The following is a 26,791-nucleotide window of genomic DNA, read 5'->3' on the forward strand; positions in this document are numbered from 1 at the left end:
GCCCCTTCCGGTTGTCGATGAGCCCCATGAAACTGCAACTTGGTAACGAAAGCAACCTGGTCACTAATATTCCTGAGTTATGCTTCTCGCATGGACTCACACGACACGGACGCGGGTCTGCGGACCCTGAAGAAGCAGCGCACCCGCCAGACCCTCGCCGACACCGCCATCGCCCTCTTCCTCGCCCGGGGCTTCGACCAGGTCTCGGTGGCCGAGATCGCCACCGCCGCCGAGGTCTCCAAGCCCACCCTGTTCCGGTACTTCGCCAGCAAGGAGGAGCTGGTCCTGCACCGCTTCGCCGACCACCTCGGCGAGGCCGGACGGGTGGTGCGGGACCGGCCCGCCGGGCTCACCCCGCTGGACGCGCTGGAACGCCACCGCCTGGAGGGGCTGGCGGCCCACGACCCCAGCACCGGGATGACCTCCAACCCCGGGGCGCTCGCCTTCCTCCGGCTGGTCTACGAGACCCCCAGCCTCACCGCCCACCTGGTGGACTACCTCGACAAGGACACCCGGGACCTCGCCGCGGCTCTGGACCCGGACGGCGGCCTGGCCGCCCGTCTGCTCGCCGCCCAGTACGTGGCCGTCCGCCAGGTGCTCGCCCGCGCCGTCTGGACCCGGCTCGCCGCCGGGGAGGACGCCGGGGAGGTCGGCCGGACCGCCGCCGCCGAGACCGCCACCGCCTTCGCCCTTCTGCGCGACGGGGCCGCCGCCCTGGGATTCTGAGCCCGGGCCGCCCCCGGACCGCGCGGTCCCGATTCCACTCCACGACCTCCCGGACCCGTCGAACCTGCCGGACCTGATCCGATGAAGCACGTCACGGCCACGCCCCGTCGCCTCGCGGGGCCGTGGCCGGGTAGGTTCCTGCCTCCAAGGGGTGCCGAACTCCCCCGGAACAGGCGGATTCCGCCGTCGGCGGATCCTCCGATCAGAGAGGCACGAGTGATGACTTCACACGGCTCCACGCACCACCCACCCCAGCGCGTCGGCGTGGTCGCCGAGTCGACCACCGGGGAGACCCGGGTCGCCGCGACACCGTCGACGGTCCGGGGCATCCTGGCCCTCGGCTACCGGGTCGTGGTCGAGTCCGGGGCGGGGACGGCCTCCGGGTTCACCGACGAGGCCTACACCGAGGCCGGCGCGGAGACCGGCGACGCCTGGGCGGCGGACGTCGTCCTCAAGGTCAACGCCCCCTCGACCGCCGAGCTCGCCCGGCTGCGCGACGGCGCGACCCTGATCGGCCTGCTCGCCCCGGCGCAGCGGCCCGAGCTGCTGGCGGAGCTGGCGGCACGCCCGGTCACCGCGCTCGCGCTGGACGCGGTGCCGCGGATCTCGCGCGCCCAGTCGATGGACGTGCTCAGCTCGATGGCCAACATCGCCGGTTACCGGGCGGTGATCGAGGCGGCCCACGTCTTCGGACGGTTCTTCACCGGCCAGGTGACGGCCGCCGGCAAGGTCCCCCCGGCCAAGGTGCTGGTGGCGGGGGCCGGTGTGGCCGGGCTCGCGGCGATCGGCGCCGCCTCCAGTCTGGGCGCCGTCGTCCGGGCGACCGACCCGCGGCCCGAGGTCGCCGACCAGGTCAGGTCGCTCGGCGGCGAGTACCTCGCGGTGGACGTCGCCCAGGAGGCGAGCACCGACGGCTACGCGAGGGCGACCTCGGCCGACTACGACCGCGCGGCCGCCGAGCTGTACCACGCGCAGGCACGGGACGTGGACATCGTGGTCACCACCGCGCTGATCCCCGGCCGCCCGGCGCCGCGGCTGCTCACGGCGGCGGACGTGGCGGCGATGAAGCCGGGCAGCGTCATCGTCGACATGGCCGCCGCGCAGGGCGGCAACGTCGAGGGCACGGTGGCCGGCCGGACGGTGGTCACCGACAACGGGGTCACCATCGTCGGCTACACCGACCTCGCCTCCCGGCTGCCCGCCCAGGCCTCGCAGCTGTTCGGCACCAACCTGGTGAACCTGCTGAAGCTGCTGACGCCCGGCAAGGACGGGCGGCTGGTACTGGACTTCGAGGACGTGGTGCAGCGGGCCGTGACGGTGGCCCGGGCGGGCGAGGTCACCTGGCCGCCGCCACCCGTCGCCGTCTCCGCCGCCCCCTCCCCCGCGGCGGCGCCCGCCGACCCGGCCGGGGCCCCGGCCGAGCCGCAGCGGCCCCGGCTCACCCCGGCCGCCCGGTTCGGCCTGATCGGCGCCGGAATGCTGGCGATGTTCCTGCTGGTCGGCTTCGCCCCGGCCCAACTCGCCGAGAACTTCACGGTCTTCGCACTCGCCGTGGTGATCGGCTACTACGTGATCGGCAAGGTGCACCACGCCCTGCACACCCCGCTGATGTCGGTCACCAACGCGATCTCCGGGATCGTGGTGATCGGCGCCCTGCTGCAGATCGGGCACGAGCGCACGCTCGTCACCGTGCTGTCCTTCATCGCGATCCTGCTGACCAGCGTCAACATCTTCGGCGGCTTCGCCGTCACCCGCCGCATGCTGAGCATGTTCTCGACCTCCCCCGAAAGGCGCTGAGCCCCGATGACCACCACAACGGCAGCCCACGCCGCGGACCTGGTCGCCGCCCTGCTCTTCATCCTCAGCCTGGCCGGGCTCTCCCAGCACCGCACCTCCCGGGCCGGCGTCGTCTACGGCATCGCCGGCATGGCCCTCGCCCTGGTCGCCACCATCGTGGTGGCGGCGCAGAGCATCACCGCCGGTGCCGTCGCCCTGATCGTCATCGCGATGGCGCTGGGCGGCGCGATCGGCCTGTGGCGGGCCCGGCAGGTCGAGATGACGCAGATGCCGGAGCTGATCGCGGTGCTGCACAGCTTCGTCGGCCTCGCGGCGGTGCTGGTCGGCTGGAACAGCTACCTGGAGGTGGAGGCGAACGGCGCGGCCCAGAGCGCCGTCTCCGGAGACCTGCTGGGCATCCACCACGCCGAGGTGTTCATCGGCATCTTCATCGGCGCGGTCACCTTCACCGGCTCGATCGTCGCCTTCCTCAAGCTGTCCGCCCGGATCGCCTCGCGCCCGCTGACGCTGCCCGGCAAGAACGCGCTGAACCTGGGCGCGCTGGCCGGTTTCGTGGCGCTGACGGTCTGGTTCACGGTCAGCCCGGGCCTCGGCCTGATGATCGCGGTGACGGTGCTCGCCCTCGCGCTGGGCTGGCACCTGGTCGCCTCGATCGGCGGCGGCGACATGCCCGTGGTCGTCTCCATGCTCAACAGCTACTCCGGCTGGGCCGCCGCGGCCGCCGGATTCCTGCTCGACAACAATCTGCTGATCGTCACCGGCGCGCTGGTCGGCTCCTCGGGTGCCTACCTGTCGTACATCATGTGCCGGGCGATGAACCGTTCCTTCCTGTCGGTGATCGCGGGCGGCTTCGGCATCGAGGCCCCGTCCGGCGGCGCCGAGGAGCAGGGCGAGCACCGGGAGGTCCGCGCCGAGGAGGTGGCCAGGGAGCTGGCGCTGGCCAAGTCGGTCGTGATCACCCCCGGCTACGGCATGGCGGTGGCCCAGGCGCAGCACCCGGTCGCGGAGCTGACCCGGCGGCTGCGCGAGCGCGGCGTGGAGGTGCGGTTCGGCGTCCACCCGGTCGCCGGGCGGCTGCCCGGCCACATGAACGTGCTGCTGGCCGAGGCGAAGGTGCCCTACGACATCGTCCTGGAGATGGACGAGATCAACGACGACTTCGCCTCCACCGGCGTGGTCCTCGTCATCGGCGCCAACGACACCGTCAACCCGGCCGCCATGGACGACCCGGCCAGTCCGATCGCGGGCATGCCGGTGCTGCGGGTCTGGGAGGCGGAGCAGGTGGTCGTGTTCAAGCGGTCGATGGCCTCCGGCTACGCGGGGGTGCAGAACCCGCTGTTCTTCCGGGAGAACAGCGGGATGCTCTTCGGCGACGCCAAGCAGAGCGTGGAGGACATCCTGCGCGCCCTGGACGCCGAGCTGCCGCAGGGCACGGCCCGGACCGCCCACCGGGCCGGGGTGTAGCAAGCGGCGGACGGTCCGCCGGCCGCTCCGCCGGGCCGGAAGTCGGCCCGGCGGGCCGCCGCGGCGGTCAGCGCCGGGGCGCGGCGGCCGTCATGGCTGGGGCGCGGCCGGCGGGAGCAGCGGGCCGGTGAGCAGGGTTCCGTCCTCGGCGTACGGCCGGCCGTTCGGCACGCAGCCGTGCAGTCCCTTGATCTGCTGCATCATCACCGGTGCGGGCGCCCCCGCACCGGGGCAGTCGACGTGGCCCTGGCCGAGGATGTGCCCGACCTCGTGGTTGACCGCGAGGGCGTGGTACTCCTCGGGCTGTCCGGCGTAGAACTCCGAGAGCTCGTTCCAGCGCTTGAGGTTGATGACGACCTGGCGGTTGGCCGCGCAGTTCACCCAGCCGCCGGTGTCCAGCCCGTACTGGCCGCAGATCCGGTCGGTGGACGCCGGGGTGGCCAGGTAGACGGTGAAGTCCACCGGGTCGGCGGCCACCCGCTGGAACGACCAGGTGCCGCCCACCGACCAGCCGCGCCGCACGTCGCCGAGGACCTCGTCCACCTCGGCGGCGAACCGGTCCGGGCTGATCTTGAGCCCGTCCTCCGCCCGCACCTTGTAGCGGTACAGCTTCTCGCCGGTCCCGAAGCGCGCGGAGCCGCCGGCGGCGGTGGTGAACGCCAGGGGCTTCGGTCCGTCGTCGGCCCACGGCTGCCAGCAGAGCAGGCCCGCCGTCACGGCGGCCACCACCGCGATCGCGACCGCCGCGTACCCCGTGCGCCCGCCGGGTACGCGGAGGCCGGGGGCCCTCACCCGGACCACCGGGCGAGGGCGCCGGCTGTCGCGGCGCGGTCGGGCGGCGCGGCGGTGCGAACCGGTGGGACGGGCAGCAGAACGGTCATGTCAGGAGAGACGTGTCCCGGCCCCCGCCCGGTTCACCGGCCGCGGTTCACGGGGCACCGCTCACCGGACCGCTCAGGACGGCCGGGCGCCGTCCGGGGCGAGCGCCGCCCAGTGCGCGGGCAGCTCGATCCGCTCACCGGCTGGGGTGAACTCCGTGGTGGACAGCGGGAGTTCACCGGAGGCCAGGACGCTCAGCCCGGCCGTTCGGAGCAGGTCACCGAAGGCCGCATCGGCGACCTCGGCGGGCGCCAGGCCGTGGGCGAACACCGGGCGCAGCTTCGGCGGCGGGCCCGCCGGGTCGCGCGCGAGATCGCCCAGGACGTGCTTGGCCGCCTCGGACAGCTCGACCACGAAGGCCCGGCCGTGCGCGCCGAGCAGTGCGGCGACGGCCTCGGCGACCGGACCGCGGTCGGCCGGCTCGCTCTGGTGGATCACGCCGCGCAGGTACACGTTGGCGTCGCCGAGGCGTTGGTGCAGCGCCCGGACGGCGGCCCGGTCGGTGGCGTCCAGTTGGACGTACTCCGCCCGCTCCGCCGGGTCCGAGCGCCGGGCGAGTTCCACGGCGGCGGCGGACAGGTCGGCGCCGACGGCGCGGGTGAAGCGGCCCGCGAGGAAGCGGGTCTGGGTGCCGTTGCCGCAGCCCAGGTCGACCACCGGCAGCGCCCGGTCGGCCAGGAACGGCTCGAACAGCGCGAGGTGGCGTTCGGCGGTGAGGGCCGGGTCCGCGTCCCAGATCACCGACCCCTGTTCCGCGGGCGCGGCGCGCCAGAAGCCCTCCCAGGAGTCCCGGTACCGGTCGGTCACGCTCATCAGGGCCTCCCGAAGGTCACGCGGAGTGCCCCCAGTGTACCGCTCGGTGGCCGGCCCGGATGCGGACTCCGGGCCGGCGCGGGGCGGAGCTGTCAGATGTCGACGGCGACGCCGCAGTCCGGGATCGGCGAGAAGCCGCGGGCCTCGATCGAGGCCGGGCGCAGACAGATCCAGCCCTTCGGACCGAAAACGCCGACCAGCGCCTCGGCGTGGGCGTCGGAGCCGTTGAACTCGGCGGTGCGGACGATGTGCCACAGCTGCCGACCGTACGGCGAGGTGAGCAGCAACGGGTTGATGACCTGCCGCCCGGGCGAGAGCACGACGGGTGGAAGCCCGTCCACGCTGCGCACTCTCAGCGGCCCGGGCGACACCTCGGGTGTGCGGTGGCCCTTGTACATCTGGTCGATGTATATGCCGACCGAGTAGGGGATCACCACGTTGACGTCGTCGAGCAACGGGTCGGTGCCGCGATTCTCGAACTGGAGGTCACTGAAATTGACACAGAGACCCGGCGTCACCGCCACACCTCCTCCCAGCACCTTCAGAAGGGCGATGCTGACGTCAGCACCCCGCTGCGGCAGGAAGGGCTTGATGACGGCGTTCACCCCACCGATCTGGGCCCAGTTGGTGATGGTGCACTCGTAGATGCCCTTGAGCTGGGCGGTCGTCAGATTGCTGGGCGCGTTGCCGCCGGACTTGGCTGCCCAGGTGACGGCGTCCTTGGCGAACGGCAGGAAGCTGTACCCCGTGGGGTCGCCGGGCAGCGGGGTGCGTGCGGAGCGGGCGTAGTCCACCGTCGCGCTGGTGGACTCGGCCAGTGCGCGGAATCCGTAGCCGGAGCCGTTGGGCCGGACGATGGACGTCGCACCGTCCTTGGGCACGATCGGGCTCGAACCCTTGGCGTCCCAGCCGTAGAGCCGCGGCTGCCCTGCCGGTGCGGCCGCGTTGTACTCGGCGGAGGTCTGGTTCATGAACCCTTCGGTGAGGACCGCCCCGACCCCCACCAGATCGGTGGCGGCCGGCACGACACCCGGCGGCGGGTCGGCCACGGCGGCGGGCGCCACCGCCCCGGCCACGCAGACGGCGGCGACCGCACACGTCGCCACGCGGGCAGCGAAAGAGCGCATCGAGGATCCCTCCCGGTGTGGACCCGACCGGCCCGACCGGCCGGCGGTGCGCCCATGATGTCCACCGCCCTCGGGCCGGACAATCCTCGATCGTCGCCAACTCCACTGCACAATTGGTTAGTTGAGTGCTTCCATCAGCCCGGATCGCCGATCGGCCGCCGGGCGCGCGCCAACTGTTCTTCCCCCGGCCACCCGGCGCGGCCGCGGAGCGGGCGGGACGGACCGGCGGGACGACGGGGTCACAGCGTCGCGGTGTCGATCACGAAGCGGAAGCGGACGTCGCCGGCGACGACCCGGTCGTAGGCCTCGTTGATCCGGTCCACGCCGATCAGCTCGACCTCGGCCGCCACCCCGTGCGCGGCGCAGAAGTCCAGCATCTCCTGCGTCTCGGCGATGCCGCCGATGCTGGAGGTGCTCAGGCTGCGGCGCCCGCCGTTCAGCGCGCGGAGGTCGAGGAGCACCGGCTGCTCGGGAAGGCCGACGCTGACCAGCGCGCCGTCGGTGCGCAGCAGCCCGAGGTGGGCGGCGAAGTCGAGCGGGGCGGAGACGGTGTTCAGGACGAGGTCGAAGCGGCCCGCGAGCTCCTCGAAGGTCTCCGGGTCCGCAGTGGCCCGGTAGTCGACGGCGCCGAGCCGCAGGCCGTCGTCCTTCTTGCGCAGGGACCGGGACAGCACGGTGACCTCGGCGCCGAGCGCGTGCCCGATCCGCACCGCCACGTGGCCGAGCCCGCCGAGGCCGACAACGGCGACCCTCCGGCCCGGCCCGGCGTTCCAGTGCCGCAGCGGCGAGTAGGTGGTGATGCCCGCGCACAGCAGCGGCGCGGCCGTCTCCAGCGGCAGGGCGTCCGGGATCCGCACGACGAAGTGCTCGTCGACGACGATCTCCTGCGCATAGCCGCCGTAGGTGCGCTGCCCGTCCCGGCCGACGGCGTTGTACGTCCAGACGGGGCCCTCGGCGCAGTACTGCTCCAGGCCGGCCCGGCAGTTCTCGCAGACCCGGCAGCTTTCGACCATGCAGCCGACGCCCACCCGGTCCCCGGGGCGGTAGGCCGTCACGCCGGGGCCGGTCTCGGTGACGATGCCGGTGATCTCGTGGCCGGGGACCATCGGGAACAGCGCCGTGCCCCAGCCCTCGCGCGCCTGGTGGACGTCGGAGTGGCAGATGCCGACAAACGTGATGGCGATCCGCACGTCGAGTTCGCGCACGTCGCGGCGTTCGATCGTCGCGGGCCCCAGTGGGGCCTTGGCGGCGGGCGCGGCGTAGGCGGGGACGGTGGTGGTCATGGCGGTTCGCTCCCTTCCCTTCTCGGTCCGGCGCGCACGGCGACGCCTCCCGGGGCGGCGGGGCGGGTGGGCCGCGCCGGCACGCCGAAGGACCCCCGCCCTTCCATGGTCGCGGAGCGCGCCGGGGCGAACCACTTCGGCGGGTGCTCCCGACGGCAGGACGGTCCCGACGGCAGGACGGTCCGGGCGGCGGGCGGCGGGCGGCGGGCGGCGGGTGGCGGGCGGCTCAGCCGACGCCGAGGCGGCGGCCGGTCACCTCGTCCGGGGTGATCCGCACCCAGAGCGGGCGGTCGCCGCCCGCCCAGGGCGTCGCGCCGGGCAGCCGGGACAGCCGCTGCTCCTCCCCGGGATCGTCGACGTGGTGCGCCGAGCCGAGCATCAGCACGCTCCAGCCCTCGCTCAGCCGGTCGTCGACGTGGTCGACCTGGAAGGAGAGCGGCGAACCGTCCGCCGCCGCCGCGGAGCCGTGCGGGGAGGTGTGGTAGACGATCGTCCGGCCGTCGACGGCGTAGTTCACCGGGAAGACGGTCGGCGCCGGGGAGCCGGGAAGGCCCACCCGGCCGACCCCGTGGGTGCCCACCAGGTACCAGCACTCCGGCTCGGAGAGGTGCAGCAGCAGCGGCCGCGGTGTCCCCGGCACCGGCTGCGACTGCCCCGGCGGAGCGTCCGACCGGCCCTCCAGCAGCTCCGCCCAGGTCATCTTGAGCGCGGCCGCGATCCGGACGAACCCGGCCGCGTCGAAGGCCGGGCCCGCCGCCAGCAGGTACCGGAGGTAGGCGGGCGACATCGCCGCCTGGTGGGCCAGGGTCCGGTCGTCGATGCCCAGCTCGTCGCGGCGCTCGACGATCCGGCGGGCCACCTCGGTGGGGTCGGCCCGCCGGACGGCTTCGAGGTCGGGGGCGCGGTTCACAGGTCGGCTCCTCGGCTCACGGTCTCCTCGTTCCGCTCTCCCGTCCGGCACTCCCCCCTGGCAGGATCCCCGGCCGGGGCCCGGACGGCGCGGGGCGTGGGCCGTTCGGCCCTGCCCCGCACCGATCGACGCCCGCCCGGCGCCCTGCCCGTCACGGCCGCCCGGGCCCGTCGAGCCTCGGGGCCGGGACGGGGGCGGCGGCCCCCACCAGGACGACGAGCTCATGGCCACCGGGGTTGCTCTGCACGGGGACGGTGCGCCAGTTGTTGGCCAGCCAGACGTTGCCCGAGGGATCGATCTGCAGGCCGGTGTTCCGCTCCAGCCCGTCGCTCGGGTAACCCGTGTCGGGCGGGGAGATCGGCTGGCCGGTGCGGAAGCCGGGCGGGCAGGCGGTGAGGTCGGTGCCGCACAGCCGGGCGACCCGGTGGCCGCCGAAGTTCGCCACCCAGACCGTGTCCTCCCCGTCGACGGCGACGCCCCACGGCAGGAACAGCCCGCCGTTGCTGAAGGGCTCCGGGGCCGGGGTGCCGTCGGCCCCGATCAGGGTGACCGAGGCACCCGGGCGCGGGCCGCTGTCACCGCCGACCGCGGCGGCGGCCAGCTCGTCCGCCGTGCTGCCCCCGCACGGGACCGGCAGGATGCCGCTGTTGCTGACCCAGGCGTTGCCCCGGCTGTCGGTGGCCACGGCGAGCGGACGGCGCAGGCCGCCGCCGGTGACGGTCAGCTCCGGGGTGCCGTCGGGGGCCAGGACCTGGACGCTGTCGCTGCCGTTGCCGGTGGCCCAGAGCCGTCCGGCGGGGTCGACGGCGGCCCCGAAGGGCTTGTGCAGCCCGGGGGTGGGAACCTCCTCGGCGCGGCCGGCGTCGCCGTCCGGGATCCTGGTCACGCTGTCGCCGCCGCAGTTGGCGACCCAGACGGTGCCGGCCCGGTCGGCGGCCATGCCCTGGGGCTGGACGATGCCGCCCCGGCGCCAGCCGTCGGGCGGCGACAGCGGGGTGCCGTCCGGGGCGAACCGGGAAACGCTGCGCTCCAGCGGGGTCGGATCGATCGGGCAGCCCGCTCCCTGGAAGCCGAAGTTGCCGACCCAGGCGCTGCCCCGGGCGTCGACGGTGATGCCGAAGCCGGCGCCGTAGAGGCCGCCGCCGCCGAAGGGCGCACCGGGCGCGTCCCGGCCGGTGGGGGTGAACTTGAGCACCGTGCGGCCGCCGCAGACCGGGACGGCGGGGTCGGCGCCGTAGCGGTAGTTGTTGCTGACCCAGGCGTTGCCCTCCCGGTCGAAGGCGAGGTTGCCGGGGCCGTCGATCTCCCGGCCGTCGCCCGCGTAGCGCAGGGCCACGGTCCAGGCCGCCGGGGCGGCGGACAGCGCGGGGAGGTAGCTCGGGGTGGTGGCGGCCAGGTCGTAGAGGGCGGCGGCGTTGTGACCGGGGTCGTGGGCGATGTCCACGGCGGCCCGCAGGGTGTCGCGGGGCCGTTCCCGGCCGGGGCGGCGGGCGAGGTCGAACAGCTGGTCGCAGGCGCCGCCGGTGACGCAGGCGGCGAGCAGGTTGGCGAGGGTGTTGAACTCGGCCAGGGTGGAGGTCCGGTCGCCGTTGGGCGGGGCGGCGAGCGTCGCCGCGATCCCGCCCGTCCCGGTGTCGGCCAGGTTGTGCGCGACGCCGGCCGCGTTCCCCAGCCCGGGCTCGGTGCCGGAGATGCCGGCCGGACCGGTGAAGCGGGCCAGCGCGTAGGCGACGGCGACGGTGGTGCGCTCGTTGACGACGAGTTCGGGCGGGGCCCCGGCTCCGCTCAGCGCGGCCGCGAGCACCACCGGGCCGTGCCCGTGGTCCGCGCCCCGCTCCCGGGCGTGCGGCAGGTCGGCGAGCACGTAGAGCACGGCGCGCGGGTCGTCCGGACGGCGGTAGTCGAGGTCGAACCGCCCGTCCTCCCCGCTGCGGGCCCGGGCCAGTACCGTCGGCGCGGTGCCTTCCCCCTCTCCCGCCCGGTAGAGCGTCACCTCGGCGCCCCCGATCGGGGTGTCGCCGCTGCGCACCACCCCGCACTGCTCGGCCGGCTCCCCCGCGCGGGGCACGGAGCCCACCGCGTGGGAGGGCCCGGCGGCGAGCTGGGCCAGGAGGGCGGCGGTCAGCAGGACGCCACGGCGTCGGCGCATGGCAGGGCTCCGTTCGGTCGCGGGAGGTCGCTGGGGCAGCGGTCGGCCGCTCCGCCCCGCAACCAGCACGGGTGTCGGGCCGCCGCCCTCCTGCCTGTCACATCCGCGGCCCGCCCGCGCGCGACCGGCCGCAGGACGCGACCGAAATTGCCCGGTACGGCCGAGGCGCCGTCAGCCCAGATCCAGATCCAGATCCAGGTCCAGATCGAGCGCGTGCTCCTCCACGGCGAGATAGGTGTCGCGCGTCGCCGCCTCCAGGAATCCCTCCGCCGCCGGCACCACCACCCGGGGGGACACGTCCGCGAGCTGCGCCCAGGACTCCGCGCGGCCCCGGGAGAACCCTCGGCGGACCGCGCCGCGACGGATTCCCCCCTCCCGGTCCCGGCCCTCCTGGAGGGCCTCCGCCCGTTCGCGGGTCCGGCGCTCGCTCCGCGCCTCCGTGCCCCACCCGGCCGCCTGCCGGACGGTCGGCAGCACTTCGTCGACGACCGAGGCCAGCCGCCGGTCCTCCCACGCGAGCTCCCGGCAGGCCCCGAAGAGGCGGCGGGACATGCCGAGCATCAGATCGGTGCCGGGCAGTCGCCCCACCAGCATGTCCACCCCCTGGCGCCGCCCGATCGCGTTCACCGTGGCACCGGCGCCCAGCTCCCGCCGCAGGGCCGCCGTCCCCTCGTCGCCCTCCAGCAGCGTGACCAGTCCGCTGCGGCGCCGCGCGGGGCCGGGCCGCGGGCCGCCGACCGCCACCGCCCGCAGCCCCTCCCGGGGGAGCGACACCAGGGCGAGGTAGGTCAGCATCCTCGCCTGGGCGAGGTCGAGGAGCGCCTCGTCGTCGTCCTGCACCAGGTCCTCGTCGAGGTCCGCCGCCGCGCCGGTGAGCGGGCCGTCAGGGGCGGACGGCCCGTCCTCGACGTCGATCATCATGAAGAGGCGCTTCTCCAGGCTGGTGCCGCAGAGGACCTTCCGGTAGGGCTCGGTCATCAGGGCGCCGACGTCCAGCTGGCGGGCGCCCTTGCGCCGGCTCCGGTCGGGGAGCCACCTGCCACCCTTCGCCTCGACCAGCCACAGCTCCGCGGACGACGGGTGCGTGCCGAACAGGTCGGGCAGGCTCCTGGTCGTCTTCCACTTCGGCACGGCCCCGGGCGGGGCGGCGCTCTCCGCGTGCGTCGTGGGGCCGAGGCCCATCAGGCTCCGGCAGGCCCACTCCGCCATCGTCATGCCCACGTGGTAGCCGAAGGCCGACCGCATGGAGCCCTCGGTGCCGTGCGTGTAGACCACGCTGGGCACGATCTCCGTGCCGGCGCCGCCGGGCGCCGGGGACTTCGTCCGCTGCCGGACCAGGTAGGCCCCCAGCGGGTGGCGCCGCGCCATGATCTCCCGGCGCGCCAGGCGGGGCACCGCCGCCAGCCACGGCGCGATGTCCCGGCCGACGGTGGTCGCCGCGTCCAGCAGGTCCCGCCAGGTCGTGGTCACCAGGTAGGCGCCGTCCGGCGGAACGGCTCCCGGCGACGGCCACGGCTCCTTCACCTGCGCCACGGTGACGGGCTTCGGGCGCTCGACCGGCTCCAACGGCGCGCTGCGGCGCACGAAGACGGGGACGTCGAAGGAATCGGGCGCCGACACCACCGCGTCGACAGCCCCGGCAGGAGGCAGCATGGCGTCACTCTGTCACGGGCCCGCGACAGCCTCGACGACGGCCCCGGGGCCCGGCCCTCGGGCTCACCGGCTCTTCGCGGTGGCGGCGACGGCGGGGAGGACGGCGAGCGCGAGCAGGCCGCCGGCCAGGGAGAGGACGGCGTAGCCGCCGGTGGAGACGACGAGGCCGGAGGCCAGGCCGCCGGTCGCGCCCGCGACGGCGATGGCGACGTCCACCGTGCCCTGGGTCCTGGCGCGGGTGGCCAGCGGTGCCGCGTCGGTGATCATCGCGGTGCCGGAGACCAGGCCGAGGTTCCAGCCGAGGCCGAGCAGCGCGAGCGCGAGGGCCAGCAGGCCGACGGAGTCGGCGGGGGCCGCGGCGGCGACGAGCCCGGCGGTGAGCAGGGTGAGGCCGGAGGCGGCGGCGACGGCGGTCGGGCCGTGCCGGTCGACCAGCCAGCCGGTCAGCGGGGAGGGGAGGTACATGGCGCCGACGTGGACGGCGATGACGAGGCCGGAGGCGGCGGTCCCGTGGCCGTGGTCGTGCATGTGGACGGGCGTCATCGTCATGATCGCGACCATGACGAGCTGGGTGAGGATCATCGTCAGCGCGCCCAGCAGCAGCACCGGACGGCGCGCCTGCTCCGGCCCGGAAGCGGCGACCACCCCGGATGCTTCCGCGCGCTCCGCGTGCTCCGCGCGCTGCAGCTCACGGGCGAGCAGCAGCGGGTCGGGGCGCAGCCAGCCGGCGAGCACGAGGGCGGCCAGGGCGTAGGCGACGCCGGCGAGGAGGAACGGTCCGGCGAGGGCGGGGAGGCCGAGGTCGCCGGCGAGGGTTCCGGTGGGTGCGGCGAGGTTGGGGCCGACGACGCCGCCGAGGGTGGTGGCGACCAGGACGGTGGAGACGGCGCGGGCGCGGTGGGCGGGCGCCGCCAGGTCGGCACCCGCGTAGCGGGCCTGGAGGTTGGTGGCCGTGCCGGCGCCGTAGACGAACAGGGCGACGAACAGCAGGACGGGGCTGTCGAGCGCGGCGGCGGCGATGACACCGGCGCTGCCGACGGTGCCGGTCAGGTAGCCCGCGGCCAGGCCCGGGCGGCGGCCCCTGGCCTGGGAGACGCGGCCGACCGCGACCGCGGCGAGGGCCGATCCGGCGGTGAACAGCGCGCTGGGCAGCCCGGCGAGGTCGGTGGAGCCGAGCATGTCCTGGGCGAGCAGGGCGCCGACGGTGATGCCGGCGGCCAGGCCGGCGCCGCTGAGGATCTGGCTGGTGACCAGGACGGTGAGGACGCGGCGCTGCGCCTCGGAGCGGGTGGGTATGCCGGCGTGGGCGGCCGGGCCGGTGCTGGTCACGGGGTGGTTCTGCCTTCGGGTGCGACGGTGGGGCTGCCGCCCGGCGTGGGCGGGGACGCCGCCGGGCAGCCCCCACCGTAGGCCGCCCGCCGCGGAGCGCGGTAGAGGATCATGGCCGATGGAGCCATAAGCAGCGGCTATGGCCCGACCCGCCCCCGGGACGCCCGCGGCCCGGTACCACGCGTACGTGGGACCGGGCCGTCGGGTGCGGGACGGGGGCCGCTCAGTCGCGGACGGGGGTGATCAGTCCGTAGTGGCCGTCGTAGCGGTGGTAGAGGACGTTCCCGCGCCCGGTGGCCGTGTCGGTGAAGAAGACGAACGGCAGGCCGGAGAGGTCGAGGCGCTCCGCCGCGCCGTCCGTCGTCAGCTCCGGTACGGCGGCCGGGCTGACCGTCAGTCCGGGGACGGGCTCGGCGGTGGCGCCGGCCGAGGCGAGCCGGTGGGTGCCGGTGCGGGCGTCGCGGTAGACCACGCTGTCGGCGCCGCTCCCGGCGTCGGTGAACAGGTGGAAGGCGTAGTCCATCGCCTCCAGGTCGAGCACGGCGGCCCAGGCGCTCTGCCGGGCCAGGCCGTAGGTCTTGTGCCGGACGATCCGCCGCTCCTCCGCCGCCCGTTCGACGTGCTGCGGGCTGTGCTCCTCGCCACCGCGGCCGACCCAGGCGCCGGTGTGGTGGCGCTGGCGCACCTTGGCGAGCTTGGTGCCCAGGCGGTCCTGGAGCCGGTCGACGGCCTCCTGCATGGTGGCGGCCGCGACCTGGGCCCGGACCGGCCGGCCGTTCAGGTCCACCACGGCCTGGGCGACGGACGGACGGACCACCGAATGGTGCGGCTCCTGGGTCAGCTTCACCCGCACCGCGAGGACCGGCTCGTGGATCCGGCGGAGCACGGCCTCGACCTTCTCCCGGGCGTAGTCGGGCGCGGCCAGCGAGACCGCGCCACGGGTGGCCACGGTGATCTCGACGGCGGGCGGGCTCTGGAGCTGGGTCATCGGAACGTCCTTTCCTGAAGGAGCCGGGACGTGAACTCGACGACCGTGTCGCCGTGTTCACGGAACCGATCCTCCGGGGCGGGGGCCGGGGAGGCATGGGCCGGATGGCCCCCGCACGGCCGCCACCGGTCCCGGTGCGGACGGCCCGAGGGTCCCGGGTGGCCCGTGCGGGTCGGTCGCCGCCCCCGTGACCGCGGGCGGGACCGCGGGTTGGACGGCCCGAAGGGCGCACCCGCCCCGGGACCTTCGGCGGCCGGATGGGGCTGCTCGGGCCCTGCTGCCGGGCACCCGGCGGGCGGGACGCTGGTGGCCGGACGGGGCCGCGCACACCGGTGACGCGGACCGCCGAGGACTGGGGAGGTCGCGGACATGACGCACAACGTGACGGTGGGCATCGACGGTTCGGCACCGAGCGCGGCCGCGGCCGAGTGGGCCGCCCGGGAGGCGGGCCGGCTCGGGCTCCCGCTGCGGATGATCCACGTGGCGGGGACCGAGGCCGACGCCCTGGAACGCGACCTGGGCGGCGGGGCCGCGCTGCCCGGGCGGGTGGCCGACATCTGCGACAAGGTCGCCGCCGAGCTGCCCGAACTGGACGTCACCTGCGAGGTGCAGCCCGGGCATCCGGCGTTCACCCTCGCCGCCGCGAGCGGGCGGGCCGAGCTGCTGGTACTGGGCTCGCGCGGCCTCGGCGGCTTCACCGGGCTGCTGATCGGCTCGGTCGGACTGCGGACGGCCGGCCGGTCCCTGTGCCCGGTCGTCCTGGTCCGCAGCGAGGCGGACGGGCACGGCACGCAGGACGGCGACGCGGCCGGCGACGTCGTGGTGGGCGTGGACAGCGACCGGCCGGCCGACGCCGTCCTGGAGTTCGCCTTCCGCTACGCCGCCGACCACGGCGTCGGCCTGCGGGCGGTGGAGAGCCGGACCACCGCCCACGACACCTACACGACCCGGGCCCCGGTCGAGCAGGCGGAGATCCGGGAGGCGATGGCCGCCGCCGAGCAGCTGCGGCTGGAGGACGCGCTGGCCGTCCGGCGGGAGAAGTACCCGCAGGTCCGGACGGCGGCCGAGGTGTGCCCCTGGAGCGCGGGCCGGGCGCTGGTGGAGGCCTCCCGCGGCGCCTCCCTGGTGGTGCTCGGCCGGCGGACCGCCAAGCACCCGCTGACCGGGCAGCACCTCGGCCCGGTGGCCCAGTCGGTGCTGCACCACGCGCACGCCCCGGTCGCGGTCGTCCCGCACGACTGAGCCCGCCCCGATGTCCCGGCGGGACCAACCACCCGCCGCGACAGGGACCTTCGGACCCCGAAGGGGGTCCCGATGGGCGGATGTCCGCCGAACCCCGAGCAGGGAACCTGGAATCGAAGGCGCCCACGGCGCCGATGTCGGACGATGACCTGAAAGGCAGTCCAGCATGTCGACCCGCCCGAAGCACGACGTGAAGCCGTCGCCCACGAGCGAGCTCCCCGCCCCACCCGTCAGCGTCGACGGGCTGGTCGCCGCCGCCCTTTCCGCCCTGGAGGAGTACGCCTCCTTCACCCAGGAGCAGATCGACCACATCGTCAAGAAGGCCTCGCTGGCGGCCCTGGCCCAGCACACCGGCCTCGCCGCCCTGGCGGTGGAGGAGACCGGCCGGGGCCTGTTCGAGGACAAGGCCGTCAAGAACGTCTTCGCCTGCGAGAACGTCACCCACGTGATGGCCCGCACCAAGACCGTCGGGGTGGTGCGCCGGGACGAGATCGACGGCATCGTGGAGATCGCCGAACCGGTCGGCGTGGTCGCGGGCATCACCCCGGTCACCAACCCCACCTCCACCACGATCTTCAAGGCGCTGCTCGCGCTGAAGACCCGCAACCCGATCGTCTTCTCCTTCCACCCGGCGGCGCAGCGCTGCTCCGCCGAGGCGGCCCGGATCGTCCGCGACGCGGCGGTGGCGGCCGGAGCACCGGCGCACTGCGTGCAGTGGATCGAGGAGCCGTCGATGGCGGCGACCGACGCGCTGATGCGCCACCCGGGCGTGGCGACGATCCTCGCCACCGGCGGCAACGCGATGGTGCGGGCCGCGTACAGCTGCGGCAAGCCCGCGCTGGGCGTGGGCGCGGGCAACGTGCCCGCGTACGTCGAGCGCAGCGCGGACCTGCGGCGGGCGGTGAACGACATCGTGCTGTCGAAGACCTTCGACAACGGCATGATCTGCGCCTCCGAGCAGGCGGTGATCCTGGACGCGGAGATCCGCGACGCCGCGCTGGCGGAGTTCCGCAAGCTGAAGGCGCACCACGCGAGCGCCGAGGAGAAGGCGCTGCTGGAGCGGTACCTGTTCGGTGTCGGTGACGGGGTGTCGTGCGCGGGCGCCAAGCTGAACGCCGAGGTGGTGGGCCGCACCGCCGCCGAGATCGCGACGGCGGCCGGCTTCGAGGTGCCGGCCGACACCTCGGTGATCCTGGCCGACTGCGAGCGGGTCGGCCCGGACGAGCCGCTGACCCGGGAGAAGCTCTGCCCGGTGCTCGCCGTGCTGACCGCCGCCTCCCGCCGGGAGGGTGTCGAACTGGCCGCCGCCATGGTGGAGTTCGACGGGCTGGGGCACTCGGCCGCGGTGCACACCGAGGACGCGGCGTTCACCGAGGAGTTCGGGCACGCGGTCAAGGCCTGCCGGATCATCTGGAACGCGCCGAGTTCGCAGGGCGGCATCGGCGACGTCTACAACGCGTTCACCCCCTCGCTGACCCTGGGCTGCGGCAGCTACGGGCACAACTCGGTGGCGGGCAACGTCTCGGCCCTGAACCTGGTGAACATCAAGCGGATCGGGCGGCGGAACACCAACATGCAGTGGTTCAAGGTCCCGCCGAAGATCTTCTTCGAGCGCAACTCCGTCAAGTACCTGGCGAGCATGCCGAACGCGCGCCGGATCGTGGTGGTCACCGACCACACCATGGTGGCGATCGGCCACCTGGAGCGGATCCGGGGCGTGCTGGACCGGCGCCGGGAGCCGGTCGAGGTGCGGGTCGTCGACTACGTCGAGCCCAACCCGAGCATCGACACGGTGCGCCGGGGCGCGGAGCTGATGCGGGAGTTCGAGCCGGACACCATCATCGCGCTCGGCGGCGGCTCGCCGATGGACGCGGCCAAGGTGATGTGGCTGATGTACGAGCACCCGGAGGTGGAGTTCGCGGACCTCAAGGAGAAGTTCTTCGACATCCGCAAGCGCGCCTTCACCTTCCCCGACCTGGGCGAGAAGGCCAAGCTGGTGTGCATCCCGACCACCTCGGGCACCGGCAGCGAGGTCACCCCGTTCGCGGTGATCACCGACACCGCCACCGGCCAGAAGTACCCGCTCGCCGACTACGCGCTGACCCCGACCGTGGCGATCGTCGACCCGGCGCTCACCACCCGGCTGCCGGCCGACGTCACCGCCGACACCGGCTTCGACGCCCTCACCCACTGCATCGAGACCTACGTCTCGGTCTACGCGAACGACTTCACCGACGGCCTGGCCCTGCAGGGCGTCCGGCTGATCTTCGAGAACCTGGAGCGGGCGGTCACCGCCGGTGCGGACGACCCGCGGGCCCGGGAGCGGATGCACAACGCCGGGACGATCGCCGGCATGGCCTTCGGCTCGGCCTTCCTGGGCGCCGTGCACGCCATGGCGCACACCCTGGGCGCCACCTTCCACGTCGCCCACGGGCGGACCAACGCGCTGCTGCTGCCGCACGTGATCCGCTGGAACGGCTCGGCCCCGGCGAAGGTGACCGGCTGGCCCAAGTACCAGAGCTACCAGGCCCCGGAGCGCTACCAGGACATCGCCCGGATGCTGGGCCTGCCGGCCGCGACCCCGGAGCAGGGCGTCGAGTCGCTGGCGGCGGCGGTGGAGGAGTTGCGCGACCGGGTCGGCATCCCGCGCTGCTTCAAGGACGCGGGGGTCGACGAGGAGGCCTTCCTGGCGGCCCTGCCGCAGCAGGCGATGAACGCGTACGAGGACCAGTGCGCCCCCGCCAACCCCCGGATGCCGCTGCTCGCCGACCTGCAGCGGATGATGCGCCAGGCCTACTACGGCGACCGGGCCTGAAGACCGAGTGCCGGACAGCCGAGAGCCTGAGAAGGGACACCCCGAGATGACCACCTCGCAGCAGACCCAGACCCGGACCCAGCCGCAGACCGAGACGCACCCGCGGACCGTCCCCGCCCCGGCGGGAGCCTGGGACGGCTTCGCGGACGGCCCCTGGCAGGACCGCGTCGACGTGCGCGACTTCGTCCAGCGCAACTACACCCCGTACGAGGGCGACGCCGCCTTCCTGGCCGGCCCCACCGAGCGGACCCTGGCGGTCTGGGGGCGGATCACCGAGCGCTTCCCCGAGGAGCGCGCCAAGGGCGTCCACGACGTCGCGTACGACATCCCCTCCACCATCACCGCGCACCGGCCCGGCTGGATCGACCGGGACCGGGAGCTGATCGTCGGCCTGCAGACCGACGCCCCGCTCAAGCGCGCGATCATGCCCTACGGCGGCTGGCGGATGGTCGCGGGCGCGCTGAAGACCTACGGCTACCCGGTCGACCCCGGACTGGAGAAGGTCTTCACCGAGTACCGCAAGACCCACAACGCCGGGGTTTTCGACGCCTACACCCCGCAGATCCGGGCCGCCCGCAAGGCCGGCGTCGTCACCGGCCTGCCCGACGCCTACGGCCGCGGCCGGATCATCGGCGACTACCGCCGGGTCGCGCTCTACGGCGTGGACCGGCTGATCGCCGCCAAGCTCGCCGAGAAGGCCGAGCTGGACGCCGCGCCCACCGACCCGGCGCGGGTGGAGGAGGTGATCCGCGGCCGCGAGGAACTCGCCGAGCAGATCAGGGCGCTGCACGAGCTCAAGGAGATGGCCTCGGCCTACGGGTACGACATCTCCGGCCCGGCCGCCACCGCCCGGGAGGCGGTCCAGTGGCTGTACTTCGCCTACCTGGCGGCGGTGAAGGAGCAGAACGGCGCGGCGATGTCGCTCGGCCGCACCTCCACCTTCCTGGACGTCTACCTGCAGCGCGACCTCACCGCCGGGCTGCTGACCGAGGAGGCGGCGCAGGAGCTGATCGACGACTTCGTCATCAAGCTGCGGATCGTCCGCTTCCTGCGCACCCCCGAGTACGACGAGCTGTTCTCCGGCGACCCGACCTGGGTCACCGAGTCGATCGGCGGCATGGGCGAGGACGGCCGCACGCTGGTCACCCGGACGTCCTTCCGCTACCTGCAGACGCTGTACAACCTCGGGCCGGCGCCCGAGCCGAACCTGACCGTCTTCTGGTCGCCGCAACTGCCCCGCGGCTTCAAGGAGTTCTGTGCCCGGGTGTCGATCGACACCTCCTCGGTGCAGTACGAGTCGGACGAGCTGATGCGCCCGCGCTTCGGGGACGACACCGCGATCGCCTGCTGCGTCTCCGCGATGGCGGTCGGCAAGCAGATGCAGTTCTTCGGCGCCCGGGTCAACCTCGCCAAGACGCTGCTCTACGCGATCAACGGCGGCCGGGACGAGAAGTCGGGCGAGCAGATCGGCCCCGACACCGGCGCGATCACCTCGGAGGTGCTCGACTACGACGAGGTGCTGGCGCGCTTCGACGAGCAGATGGAGTGGCTGGCCGGGACGTACGTGCACGCGCTCAACGTCATCCACTACATGCACGACAAGTACGCCTACGAGCGCCTGGAGATGGCGCTGCACGACCGGGACGTGCGGCGCACCATGGCCTGCGGCATCGCCGGCCTCGCGGTCGCGGCGGACTCGCTGTCCGCGATCAGGTACGCCAAGGTCACCCCGGTGCGCGACGCGACCGGGCTGGTCACCGACTACCGGATCGAGGGCGAGTACCCGGCGTACGGCAACAACGACGACCGGGCGGACTCGATCGCGGTGCACCTGGTCGAGGAGTTCATGCGCAAGGTGCGCAAGCACCCCACCTACCGGGGCGCCGAGCACACCCAGTCGGTACTCACCATCACCTCGAACGTGGTGTACGGCAAGAAGACCGGCAACACCCCGGACGGCCGCCGGGCCGGCGAGCCGTTCTCCCCCGGCGCCAACCCGATGAACGGCCGTGACCGCCACGGCTACGTCGCCAGCGCCCTGTCGGTCGCCAAGCTCCCGTACGCGGAGGCCGAGGACGGCATCTCGCTCACCCACACCGTCGCCCCGAACGGGCTCGGCCGCACGGCCGAGGAGCGGATCGACAACCTGGTCGGCGTGCTGGACGGCTACACCGCGGTCGGCGGCTTCCACATGAACGTCAACGTCCTGAACCGGGACACCCTGCTGGACGCCATGGAACACCCGGAGAAGTACCCGCAGCTGACCATCCGGGTCAGCGGCTACGCGGTCAACTTCGTCCGGCTCACCCGTGAGCAGCAGCTCGACGTCATCGGCCGCACCTTCCACGACGCGCTGTAGGGCGTGCCCCCGCGCCGGGGGCCCCCCCCCCCCCCGGGGGCCCCCGCGCCCCCCCCCCGAAAACGCGCCCCCCCCCCCGAGGAGTAACCCCCCCGGGCCCCCGGGGCCCCCCCCCCGCCCGGGACCGCCGGCCCCCGCCGCGGTGCTGGGGGGCCCCCCCCGCGGCGGCCCCCCCCCGCCGGGGGGCCCGCCGCCCCACCACCGGAGAAACGGCGCACCACCGGAGAAGGAGAACCCCCCATGGCCGACGAGGCCCCCACCGCGCCGGTGACCGGCAGGCTGCACTCCTGGGACCTGTCGACCGGCGTCGACGGCCCGGGCACGCGCTTCGTCGCCTTCCTGGCCGGCTGCCCGCTGCGCTGCCAGTACTGCCACAACCCCGACACCCGCTACCAGGCCGACGGCCGCCCGGTCACCGCCGACGAGATCGTCCGGGAGGCCGCCAAGTACACCACCTTCATCGGGGCCGCCGGCGGGGGCGCGACCGTCAGCGGCGGCGAGCCGCTGCTGCAGCCCGCCCTCACCGGCGAACTGCTGCACCGGTTCAAGCACGAGCTCGGGCTGCACACCGCGCTGGACACCTCCGGCTACCTCGGCGCCCGCGCCGACGACGCGCTGCTGGCCGACACCGATCTGGTGCTGCTCGACATCAAGTCCTGGGACCGCGCCCTGTACCGCCGGGTGACCGGCCGCGGGCTCTCCCCGACCCTGGACTTCGCCCGCCGCCTGGCCGATCTGGGCACCGAGGTCTGGGTGCGCTTCGTGCTCGTCCCCGGTCTCACCGACCCCACCGAGAACGTCGACGGCGTCGCCGCCTTCGCCGCCGCCCTCGGCAATGTCACCCGCGTCGACGTCCTGCCCTTCCACAAGCTCGGCGCGGCCAAGTGGAAGGCCCTCGGCCTCGACTTCCCGCTCGCCGACACCCCGGTCCCGACCGCCGACCAGACCGCCGCCGCCCGCGCCGTGTTCACCGCGCACGGCCTGTACGCGGTCTGACGCGCCGGGCCGCCGTCCCCGGCCGCACCGGTGGGCCCGACGCCGGGTCGGGCCCACCGGTGTCCGGTGCGCTACCCGTGGGTCAGCGAACGGGTGTAGACGTGCCAGTCGTAGGTGCCGGGGTCGCCGGGGACGAGGTTGGTGCTGGTGCTGGCGAACAGCACCGTCCGGCCGTTCTCGGGGACGAACGGGTCGAGCGAGGCGCCGTCCTCCTGGGTCCCGTCGACGGCCGTGCTGACGAGTTCGGTGCGGCCGCTCCTGAGGTCCTGGCGGTAGAGGTTGAACCGCGCCTGGCCGGCCCGGATGATCGTGTCGGAGCAGCCGCCGGAGAAGTAGATCCAGCGGTCGTCGGCGGTGATGGCCGCCCCGGAGCTCCCCCAGCAGATCGCGTCCGGGTTGGTGGAGGTCCGGATGCTCTTCACCCGCCCCGTGCGCAGGTCGCTGACGAACAGCTCGGTACGGGACTTGCCGCCCGGCAGCGGGGCCGCGGCGAGCGCGTACGCGGCGTAGCGGCCGTCGGGGCTGAGCCGGAGCACCTTGTCCGCCGAGCCCGGCGTTCCGTCGGGGTCGAGGCCGGCCACGACGGTGGTGCCGCGGCGCAGGTCGGTGGCGTACAGGGTGGTGTAGCGCTGCCGGAGCACCCCGGCGTCACCCCCGGGCGCGGCCGGCACGAGGTTCGTCGCCTTGGAGCTGTAGCCGACCGTCCGGCCGTCCGCGCTGATCGTCGGGTTCTCGGACGGGCCGTTGGCGGGCTGCCCGTCCGCCCCGACGCTGACCAGCCGGGCGGCGCCGGTGACCCGGTCCACGACGTAGACGTTGCGGGTCTCCGAGGTGACGGCGGCACCGGCCACGGCGTCGTCGCGGGCCGACATGAAGGCGACGTGCCGGCCGTCGGCGCTGATGACCGGCTGGTAGGAGCCGTGGTCGCCGGTGCCGGACGCGGTGCCGTCGGTGAGGATCTGGGTGCGGCCCTTGAGCCGGTCGCGCACGTAGACGTTGAACACCCCGTTCGCCTCGCCGGAGAACGCGATGTACCGGCCGTCGCCGCTGATCCCCGCCTGCTCGGAGGCGTTGGCCAACGGGGTGCCGTCGTCGGCGCGGCTGACCAGCTCGGTCCGGCCGGTGCGCAGGTCACGCACGTACAGGCCGTAGGCAGGGGCCGCGGCGCCCGCCAGCAGGTTGGTCGCGGAGGAGCCGAACAGCGCGTACCGGCCGTTGGCGCTGATGCCCACGGTCATCGACTGGCTGTCCGCCCGGACGCCGTCGGTGCCGAGGTCGACCTGGGCGGTGGGGCCCCAGGCCGGAGCCGCGGCCTGGGCCGGTGCGGCGGTCGCGGCGACGGCCGCGGCCACCGCGAGCACGCAGGCGGCACGGGCCCGTCCGCGGGCGCGGACCGTTCGGTTCGTCGCTGGTGTCCTTCGCGTCGCTCGCATGGTGATGGGTCCTCCCCGGGTCGTCGGTCCGGCCCGCCCGCTGCTCCCCGTGTCGGCGGGCCCGGGGGAGAGCCAAGCGCCGGACGCGGCCGACGGTCAACCGTCCGGGGGGAATCCGGCCGCAGAATACGTCTCGGGTGCGCCGCGCGGACCGGTCCGCCGTGTCGTTCGGTGCCGGATCACCCGGTCCGCCCGCCGGGTCGAGGCGGCGCGGTTCAGGCGGCGCGCGGGCCGAACGCGGTCAGCCGGTGACCAGGGCGACCAGGAACCCGTCGTAGCCCTTGGAGCCGACGGTCTGGATCGCGGTGGCCTCCAGGCGGGGGTCGGCGCCGATCAATTCGGCGAACCGCCGGACGCCGTCCACCCGGGCGTCGCCGGTGTCCGGGTCGGTCACCGCACCGTCCCGGACCACGTTGTCGCCGACGATCAGGCTGCCGGGCCGGGTCAGCCGCAGAGCCCACTCCAGGTACTCCGGGTTGGAGGGCTTGTCGGCGTCGATGAAGACCAGGTCGAACGGCTCCCGGCTGGACTCCCGCATCTCCTCCGCCAGTTGCGGCAGGGTGTCGGCCGCCCGGCCCTCGCGCACCTCGACCACCTCGCCGAGGCCGGCGCGGGCGATGCTCGCCGCGGCGGTCGCCGCGCACACCGGGTCGGCCTCCAGGGTCACCAGACGTCCGCCCTCGGGAAGGGCGCGGGCCAGCCAGATGGTGCTGTAGCCGCCGAGGGTCCCGATCTCCAGCACCCGGCGGGCCCCGCCGAGGCGGGCCAGCAGGTGGAGCAGCTTGCCCTGGTTGGGGGCGACCTCGTGCGCGGGGAGGCCGGCGGCGACGGAGTCCTCGCGAGCGGCGAGCAGGGCCTCGTCCTCGGCCACCAGGAGTCCGTTGAAGTAGGCGTCGACCGCCGACCAGCTATCCTGAGACATAGAGAGTTCCCTTTCGATACTCACTGCTTGACCAGGACGAACACTACACTCCCGGATCACCCGCCCCGACTCGCCCCACCTCGCCCCACCGGAGCCGTGATGAGCCCACGCACCCCCGACCCCGCCGCCGACAACTGCGGCATCGCCCAGGCGGCCGCTGCCGTCGGCGACTGGTGGAGCCTCCTGGTACTGCGCGAGATCGCCCGGGGCCACGTCCGCTTCGACGCCCTCGCCCGCGAGTTGGGGGTCTCCCGCAAGATCCTCTCCGAGCGGCTGACGACCCTCGCCGAGCGCGGTGTGCTCGACCGCCGCCGCTACCACGAGCGCCCACCGCGCTACGAGTACCTGCTCACCGACCAGGGCCGGGGCCTGCTGCCGGTCCTGGTCGCCCTCCAGGACTGGGCCGACCGCTGGCTCCTGGGCGACGGAACGCTCACCGGCCTCGCCGAGGAGGACGGCGCCGAGAGCCGCCGGGTCCGGGCCCTCGTCGGCACCGAGCTGCCGCCGGGCCTGCTGCTGCGCGCGACCGACGGTTCGCTGCGCGACCCGCTGGCCTCCGGCCGGCCCACAGTGCTGTTCGCCTACCCCGGCACCGGCGTTCCCGGGTCCCCGCCGGAACCGGCCGGAACCCTCGACCCGATCCCCGGCAACGCGGGCTGCACGCTGGAGAACCGCCTCTTCCGCGCCGCCTGGCCCCGCTTCCGGGGCGCCGGGATCGCCGTCCACGGCGTCAGCACCCAGTCCCCCGCGGCCCAGGCTGCGTTCGCCCAGGCCGAGGACCTGCCCTTCCCGCTGATGTCCGACACCGGCATGGACCTCACCACGGCCCTGCGGCTCCCGGTCTTCCGCCTCGGCCAGGAGGTCCGAATCAAGCGCCTGCTGCTCGTCTGCGACGCCGAGCGCACCATCCGCCACACGCTCTTCCCGATCACCGACATCCCGGCCGCACTGGAAGACGCCCTGCGCATCGGCCGTACCCTCGGGCCCGGCTCGACGACCCACCCGTAACCGGCGGCACGTCCACCGGACCGCGTGCTCGGCGGAGCGGACGCCGGCCGGGCAGGGCGGGACCGGGGCCCGCCCTGCCCAGGAGCCGGGTCACGCCTCGCGGCGGCGGCGGAAGATCCGGCGGACGGCGAACACGATCGCCACGATGAGCCCGATGAAGAACAGCACGATCAGCAGCACGATAACCAGGGCGGCGATGCCGAGCTTCTTGAAGAAGCCGCCCTTCTTCTCCTTCTTGTCGCCGGACGCGAGCGCCCCTGCGGGCGAACCGGTGCGGGCGGCACGGTCGACGGCGGGCCGCACGGCCTGCGCCGACCCCGCGGCCGGAGCGGCCGGGGTGTTCGGGACCGCCGCCTCGACGGCCACGGCGGCCCGGGTGGCGGCGGGCACGGCCTGGGCGACGCCGGGCGCACCCAGCACCAGCCCGACCAGTACGAGGGCGGGGGCAACCTTCGCGATCACACGCGAGCTCACTGCTACTCCTGTTGTCTCTGTCGGTACGGCCGACGGCCGGATCCGGACCACCGGATCCGCGGACGGCACAGCCGTCGATCGAGCACCCCAGGGGTGGCTCGGTCGGGCTCGCACCATCCTCCGCCACCAGCCGAAATCTACAGGACTGTAGAGATTGAGGGAACCGGCACCCGGAGCCGTCCCACCACACGACCCTCCGTACGCGGCCCGGCAGCTGTCCCCGCGTCAGCGGTCCCCGGCTCCGGACGCGGCGGATCACATGGTGTTGACGATCAGCCCGATGTGGGTGAAGTAGTTGAGCCCGCCGAAGAGCAGGAAGGCGAGCCCTGAGAGGGCGTTCGATAGGGGATTCCCCCCAACTGTCCGGCTTTTGATCACGCGGCGCGGACTCGGTTCCAGGATCTCGTGGCGGCCGGGTCCGTGT

The 26,791-nt window shown here is 74.3% G+C and carries 20 protein-coding genes; 8 read left to right on the forward strand and 12 right to left on the reverse strand.

The genetic code is table 11. From position 1 onward, the window contains the following. The first annotated feature begins 90 nt into the window (after nt 1–90). From ACFVVU_RS10495 to pntB, 3 genes are all read left to right on the forward strand, one after another. Nucleotides 91–726 (forward strand): TetR/AcrR family transcriptional regulator, encoded by a 636-nt coding sequence (locus ACFVVU_RS10495; protein ID WP_387789169.1) that lies wholly within the window; start codon nt 91–93, stop codon nt 724–726. 219 nt (nt 727–945) lie between these two features. Then, nucleotides 946–2,523, forward strand: coding sequence for a Re/Si-specific NAD(P)(+) transhydrogenase subunit alpha (locus tag ACFVVU_RS10500; RefSeq protein ID WP_380681066.1), 1,578 nt, complete (start codon nt 946–948; stop codon nt 2,521–2,523). 6 nt (nt 2,524–2,529) lie between these two features. Then, entirely contained in the window at nt 2,530–3,987 is a 1,458-nt protein-coding gene (gene pntB, locus ACFVVU_RS10505; RefSeq protein ID WP_387789170.1) for a Re/Si-specific NAD(P)(+) transhydrogenase subunit beta, read from the forward strand. 90 nt (nt 3,988–4,077) lie between these two features. On the opposite strand, the gene ACFVVU_RS10510 is transcribed toward pntB, so the two are convergent. The 9 genes from ACFVVU_RS10510 to ACFVVU_RS10550 all read right to left on the reverse strand — a co-directional run bounded on the left by ACFVVU_RS10510 (nt 4,078) and on the right by ACFVVU_RS10550 (nt 15,118). Further along, a complete protein-coding gene (locus tag ACFVVU_RS10510; protein WP_387789172.1) occupies nt 4,078–4,779 on the reverse strand; it encodes a DUF3152 domain-containing protein in 702 nt (233 codons plus the stop codon). Nucleotides 4,780–4,941: 162 nt separating this feature from the next. Then, nucleotides 4,942–5,679 carry a class I SAM-dependent methyltransferase gene (locus ACFVVU_RS10515; RefSeq protein WP_387789174.1) on the reverse strand — a complete coding sequence of 246 codons (738 nt, stop codon included), beginning with the start codon at nt 5,677–5,679 and terminating at the stop codon, nt 4,942–4,944. A gap of 92 nt (nt 5,680–5,771) precedes the next feature. Further along, nucleotides 5,772–6,806: a substrate-binding domain-containing protein gene (locus ACFVVU_RS10520; RefSeq protein WP_387789175.1), complete on the reverse strand. Its 1,035-nt coding sequence runs from the start codon at nt 6,804–6,806 to the stop codon at nt 5,772–5,774. Nucleotides 6,807–7,045: 239 nt separating this feature from the next. Beyond that, nucleotides 7,046–8,089 carry an NAD(P)-dependent alcohol dehydrogenase gene (locus ACFVVU_RS10525; RefSeq protein ID WP_387789177.1) on the reverse strand — a complete coding sequence of 348 codons (1,044 nt, stop codon included), beginning with the start codon at nt 8,087–8,089 and terminating at the stop codon, nt 7,046–7,048. A gap of 226 nt (nt 8,090–8,315) precedes the next feature. Next, nucleotides 8,316–8,999, reverse strand: coding sequence for a pyridoxamine 5'-phosphate oxidase family protein (locus ACFVVU_RS10530; protein ID WP_380681047.1), 684 nt, complete (start codon nt 8,997–8,999; stop codon nt 8,316–8,318). Nucleotides 9,000–9,150: 151 nt separating this feature from the next. Further along, the gene (locus tag ACFVVU_RS10535; protein WP_387789179.1) at nt 9,151–11,148 is read right to left on the reverse strand and encodes an NHL repeat-containing protein; all 1,998 of its coding nucleotides are present in this window, start codon (nt 11,146–11,148) and stop codon (nt 9,151–9,153) included. A gap of 171 nt (nt 11,149–11,319) precedes the next feature. Further along, nucleotides 11,320–12,801 (reverse strand): hypothetical protein, encoded by a 1,482-nt coding sequence (locus ACFVVU_RS10540; protein WP_387789181.1) that lies wholly within the window; start codon nt 12,799–12,801, stop codon nt 11,320–11,322. Between the two features lie 63 nt (nt 12,802–12,864). Then, nucleotides 12,865–14,130, reverse strand: a complete 1,266-nt coding sequence (locus tag ACFVVU_RS10545; RefSeq protein WP_387789183.1) for an MFS transporter — start codon at nt 14,128–14,130, stop codon at nt 12,865–12,867. Nucleotides 14,131–14,353: 223 nt separating this feature from the next. Next, nucleotides 14,354–15,118 (reverse strand): HPF/RaiA family ribosome-associated protein, encoded by a 765-nt coding sequence (locus tag ACFVVU_RS10550; protein ID WP_387789185.1) that lies wholly within the window; start codon nt 15,116–15,118, stop codon nt 14,354–14,356. 369 nt (nt 15,119–15,487) lie between these two features. On the opposite strand from ACFVVU_RS10550, the gene ACFVVU_RS10555 reads away from it, so the two are divergent. The 4 genes from ACFVVU_RS10555 to pflA all read left to right on the forward strand — a co-directional run bounded on the left by ACFVVU_RS10555 (nt 15,488) and on the right by pflA (nt 22,530). After that, the gene (locus ACFVVU_RS10555) at nt 15,488–16,360 is read left to right on the forward strand and encodes a universal stress protein (RefSeq protein ID WP_387789187.1); all 873 of its coding nucleotides are present in this window, start codon (nt 15,488–15,490) and stop codon (nt 16,358–16,360) included. A 166-nt stretch (nt 16,361–16,526) separates the two neighbouring features. Continuing rightward, complete coding sequence (gene adhE / locus ACFVVU_RS10560) at nt 16,527–19,175, forward strand: bifunctional acetaldehyde-CoA/alcohol dehydrogenase (protein ID WP_387789189.1); 2,649 nt, start codon at nt 16,527–16,529, stop codon at nt 19,173–19,175. Nucleotides 19,176–19,221: 46 nt separating this feature from the next. Further along, nucleotides 19,222–21,534, forward strand: a complete 2,313-nt coding sequence (gene pflB / locus ACFVVU_RS10565) for a formate C-acetyltransferase (RefSeq protein WP_387789191.1) — start codon at nt 19,222–19,224, stop codon at nt 21,532–21,534. A gap of 240 nt (nt 21,535–21,774) precedes the next feature. Further along, nucleotides 21,775–22,530: a pyruvate formate-lyase-activating protein gene (gene pflA / locus ACFVVU_RS10570; RefSeq protein WP_387789192.1), complete on the forward strand. Its 756-nt coding sequence runs from the start codon at nt 21,775–21,777 to the stop codon at nt 22,528–22,530. 71 nt (nt 22,531–22,601) lie between these two features. Here pflA and ACFVVU_RS10575 read toward each other — a convergent pair whose 3' ends face one another. After that, complete coding sequence (locus tag ACFVVU_RS10575) at nt 22,602–23,963, reverse strand: hypothetical protein (RefSeq protein ID WP_380689596.1); 1,362 nt, start codon at nt 23,961–23,963, stop codon at nt 22,602–22,604. Between the two features lie 241 nt (nt 23,964–24,204). Continuing rightward, complete coding sequence (locus ACFVVU_RS10580) at nt 24,205–24,885, reverse strand: O-methyltransferase (protein ID WP_387789194.1); 681 nt, start codon at nt 24,883–24,885, stop codon at nt 24,205–24,207. Between the two features lie 99 nt (nt 24,886–24,984). Between ACFVVU_RS10580 and ACFVVU_RS10585 the strand changes: the two genes are divergently transcribed. Beyond that, nucleotides 24,985–25,893: a winged helix-turn-helix transcriptional regulator gene (locus ACFVVU_RS10585; protein ID WP_387789196.1), complete on the forward strand. Its 909-nt coding sequence runs from the start codon at nt 24,985–24,987 to the stop codon at nt 25,891–25,893. 90 nt (nt 25,894–25,983) lie between these two features. Here the strand turns inward: ACFVVU_RS10585 and ACFVVU_RS10590 are convergent, their stop codons facing one another. Continuing rightward, complete coding sequence (locus ACFVVU_RS10590) at nt 25,984–26,367, reverse strand: hypothetical protein (protein WP_387789198.1); 384 nt, start codon at nt 26,365–26,367, stop codon at nt 25,984–25,986. Between the last annotated feature and the right edge of the window lie 424 nt (nt 26,368–26,791).

It is taken from the genome of Kitasatospora sp. NPDC057965 (assembly GCF_042887135.1).
Taxonomy (GTDB): Bacteria; Actinomycetota; Actinomycetes; order Streptomycetales; family Streptomycetaceae; genus Kitasatospora.

Bases quoted from the DNA above. Each gene is read 5' to 3' on its own strand.
- ACFVVU_RS10495 (WP_387789169.1), top strand. From the start codon at position 91: ATGGACTCACACGACACGGACGCGGGTCTGCGGACCCTGAAGAAGCAG.
- ACFVVU_RS10500 (WP_380681066.1), top strand. From the start codon at position 946: ATGACTTCACACGGCTCCACGCACCACCCACCCCAGCGCGTCGGCGTG.
- pntB (WP_387789170.1), top strand. From the start codon at position 2,530: ATGACCACCACAACGGCAGCCCACGCCGCGGACCTGGTCGCCGCCCTG.
- ACFVVU_RS10515 (WP_387789174.1), bottom strand. From the start codon at position 5,679: ATGAGCGTGACCGACCGGTACCGGGACTCCTGGGAGGGCTTCTGGCGC.
- ACFVVU_RS10520 (WP_387789175.1), bottom strand. From the start codon at position 6,806: ATGCGCTCTTTCGCTGCCCGCGTGGCGACGTGTGCGGTCGCCGCCGTC.
- ACFVVU_RS10525 (WP_387789177.1), bottom strand. From the start codon at position 8,089: ATGACCACCACCGTCCCCGCCTACGCCGCGCCCGCCGCCAAGGCCCCA.
- ACFVVU_RS10535 (WP_387789179.1), bottom strand. From the start codon at position 11,148: ATGCGCCGACGCCGTGGCGTCCTGCTGACCGCCGCCCTCCTGGCCCAG.
- ACFVVU_RS10540 (WP_387789181.1), bottom strand. From the start codon at position 12,801: ATGCTGCCTCCTGCCGGGGCTGTCGACGCGGTGGTGTCGGCGCCCGAT.
- ACFVVU_RS10550 (WP_387789185.1), bottom strand. From the start codon at position 15,118: ATGACCCAGCTCCAGAGCCCGCCCGCCGTCGAGATCACCGTGGCCACC.
- ACFVVU_RS10555 (WP_387789187.1), top strand. From the start codon at position 15,488: ATGACGCACAACGTGACGGTGGGCATCGACGGTTCGGCACCGAGCGCG.
- adhE (WP_387789189.1), top strand. From the start codon at position 16,527: ATGTCGACCCGCCCGAAGCACGACGTGAAGCCGTCGCCCACGAGCGAG.
- pflB (WP_387789191.1), top strand. From the start codon at position 19,222: ATGACCACCTCGCAGCAGACCCAGACCCGGACCCAGCCGCAGACCGAG.
- pflA (WP_387789192.1), top strand. From the start codon at position 21,775: ATGGCCGACGAGGCCCCCACCGCGCCGGTGACCGGCAGGCTGCACTCC.
- ACFVVU_RS10575 (WP_380689596.1), bottom strand. From the start codon at position 23,963: ATGCGAGCGACGCGAAGGACACCAGCGACGAACCGAACGGTCCGCGCC.
- ACFVVU_RS10580 (WP_387789194.1), bottom strand. From the start codon at position 24,885: ATGTCTCAGGATAGCTGGTCGGCGGTCGACGCCTACTTCAACGGACTC.
- ACFVVU_RS10585 (WP_387789196.1), top strand. From the start codon at position 24,985: ATGAGCCCACGCACCCCCGACCCCGCCGCCGACAACTGCGGCATCGCC.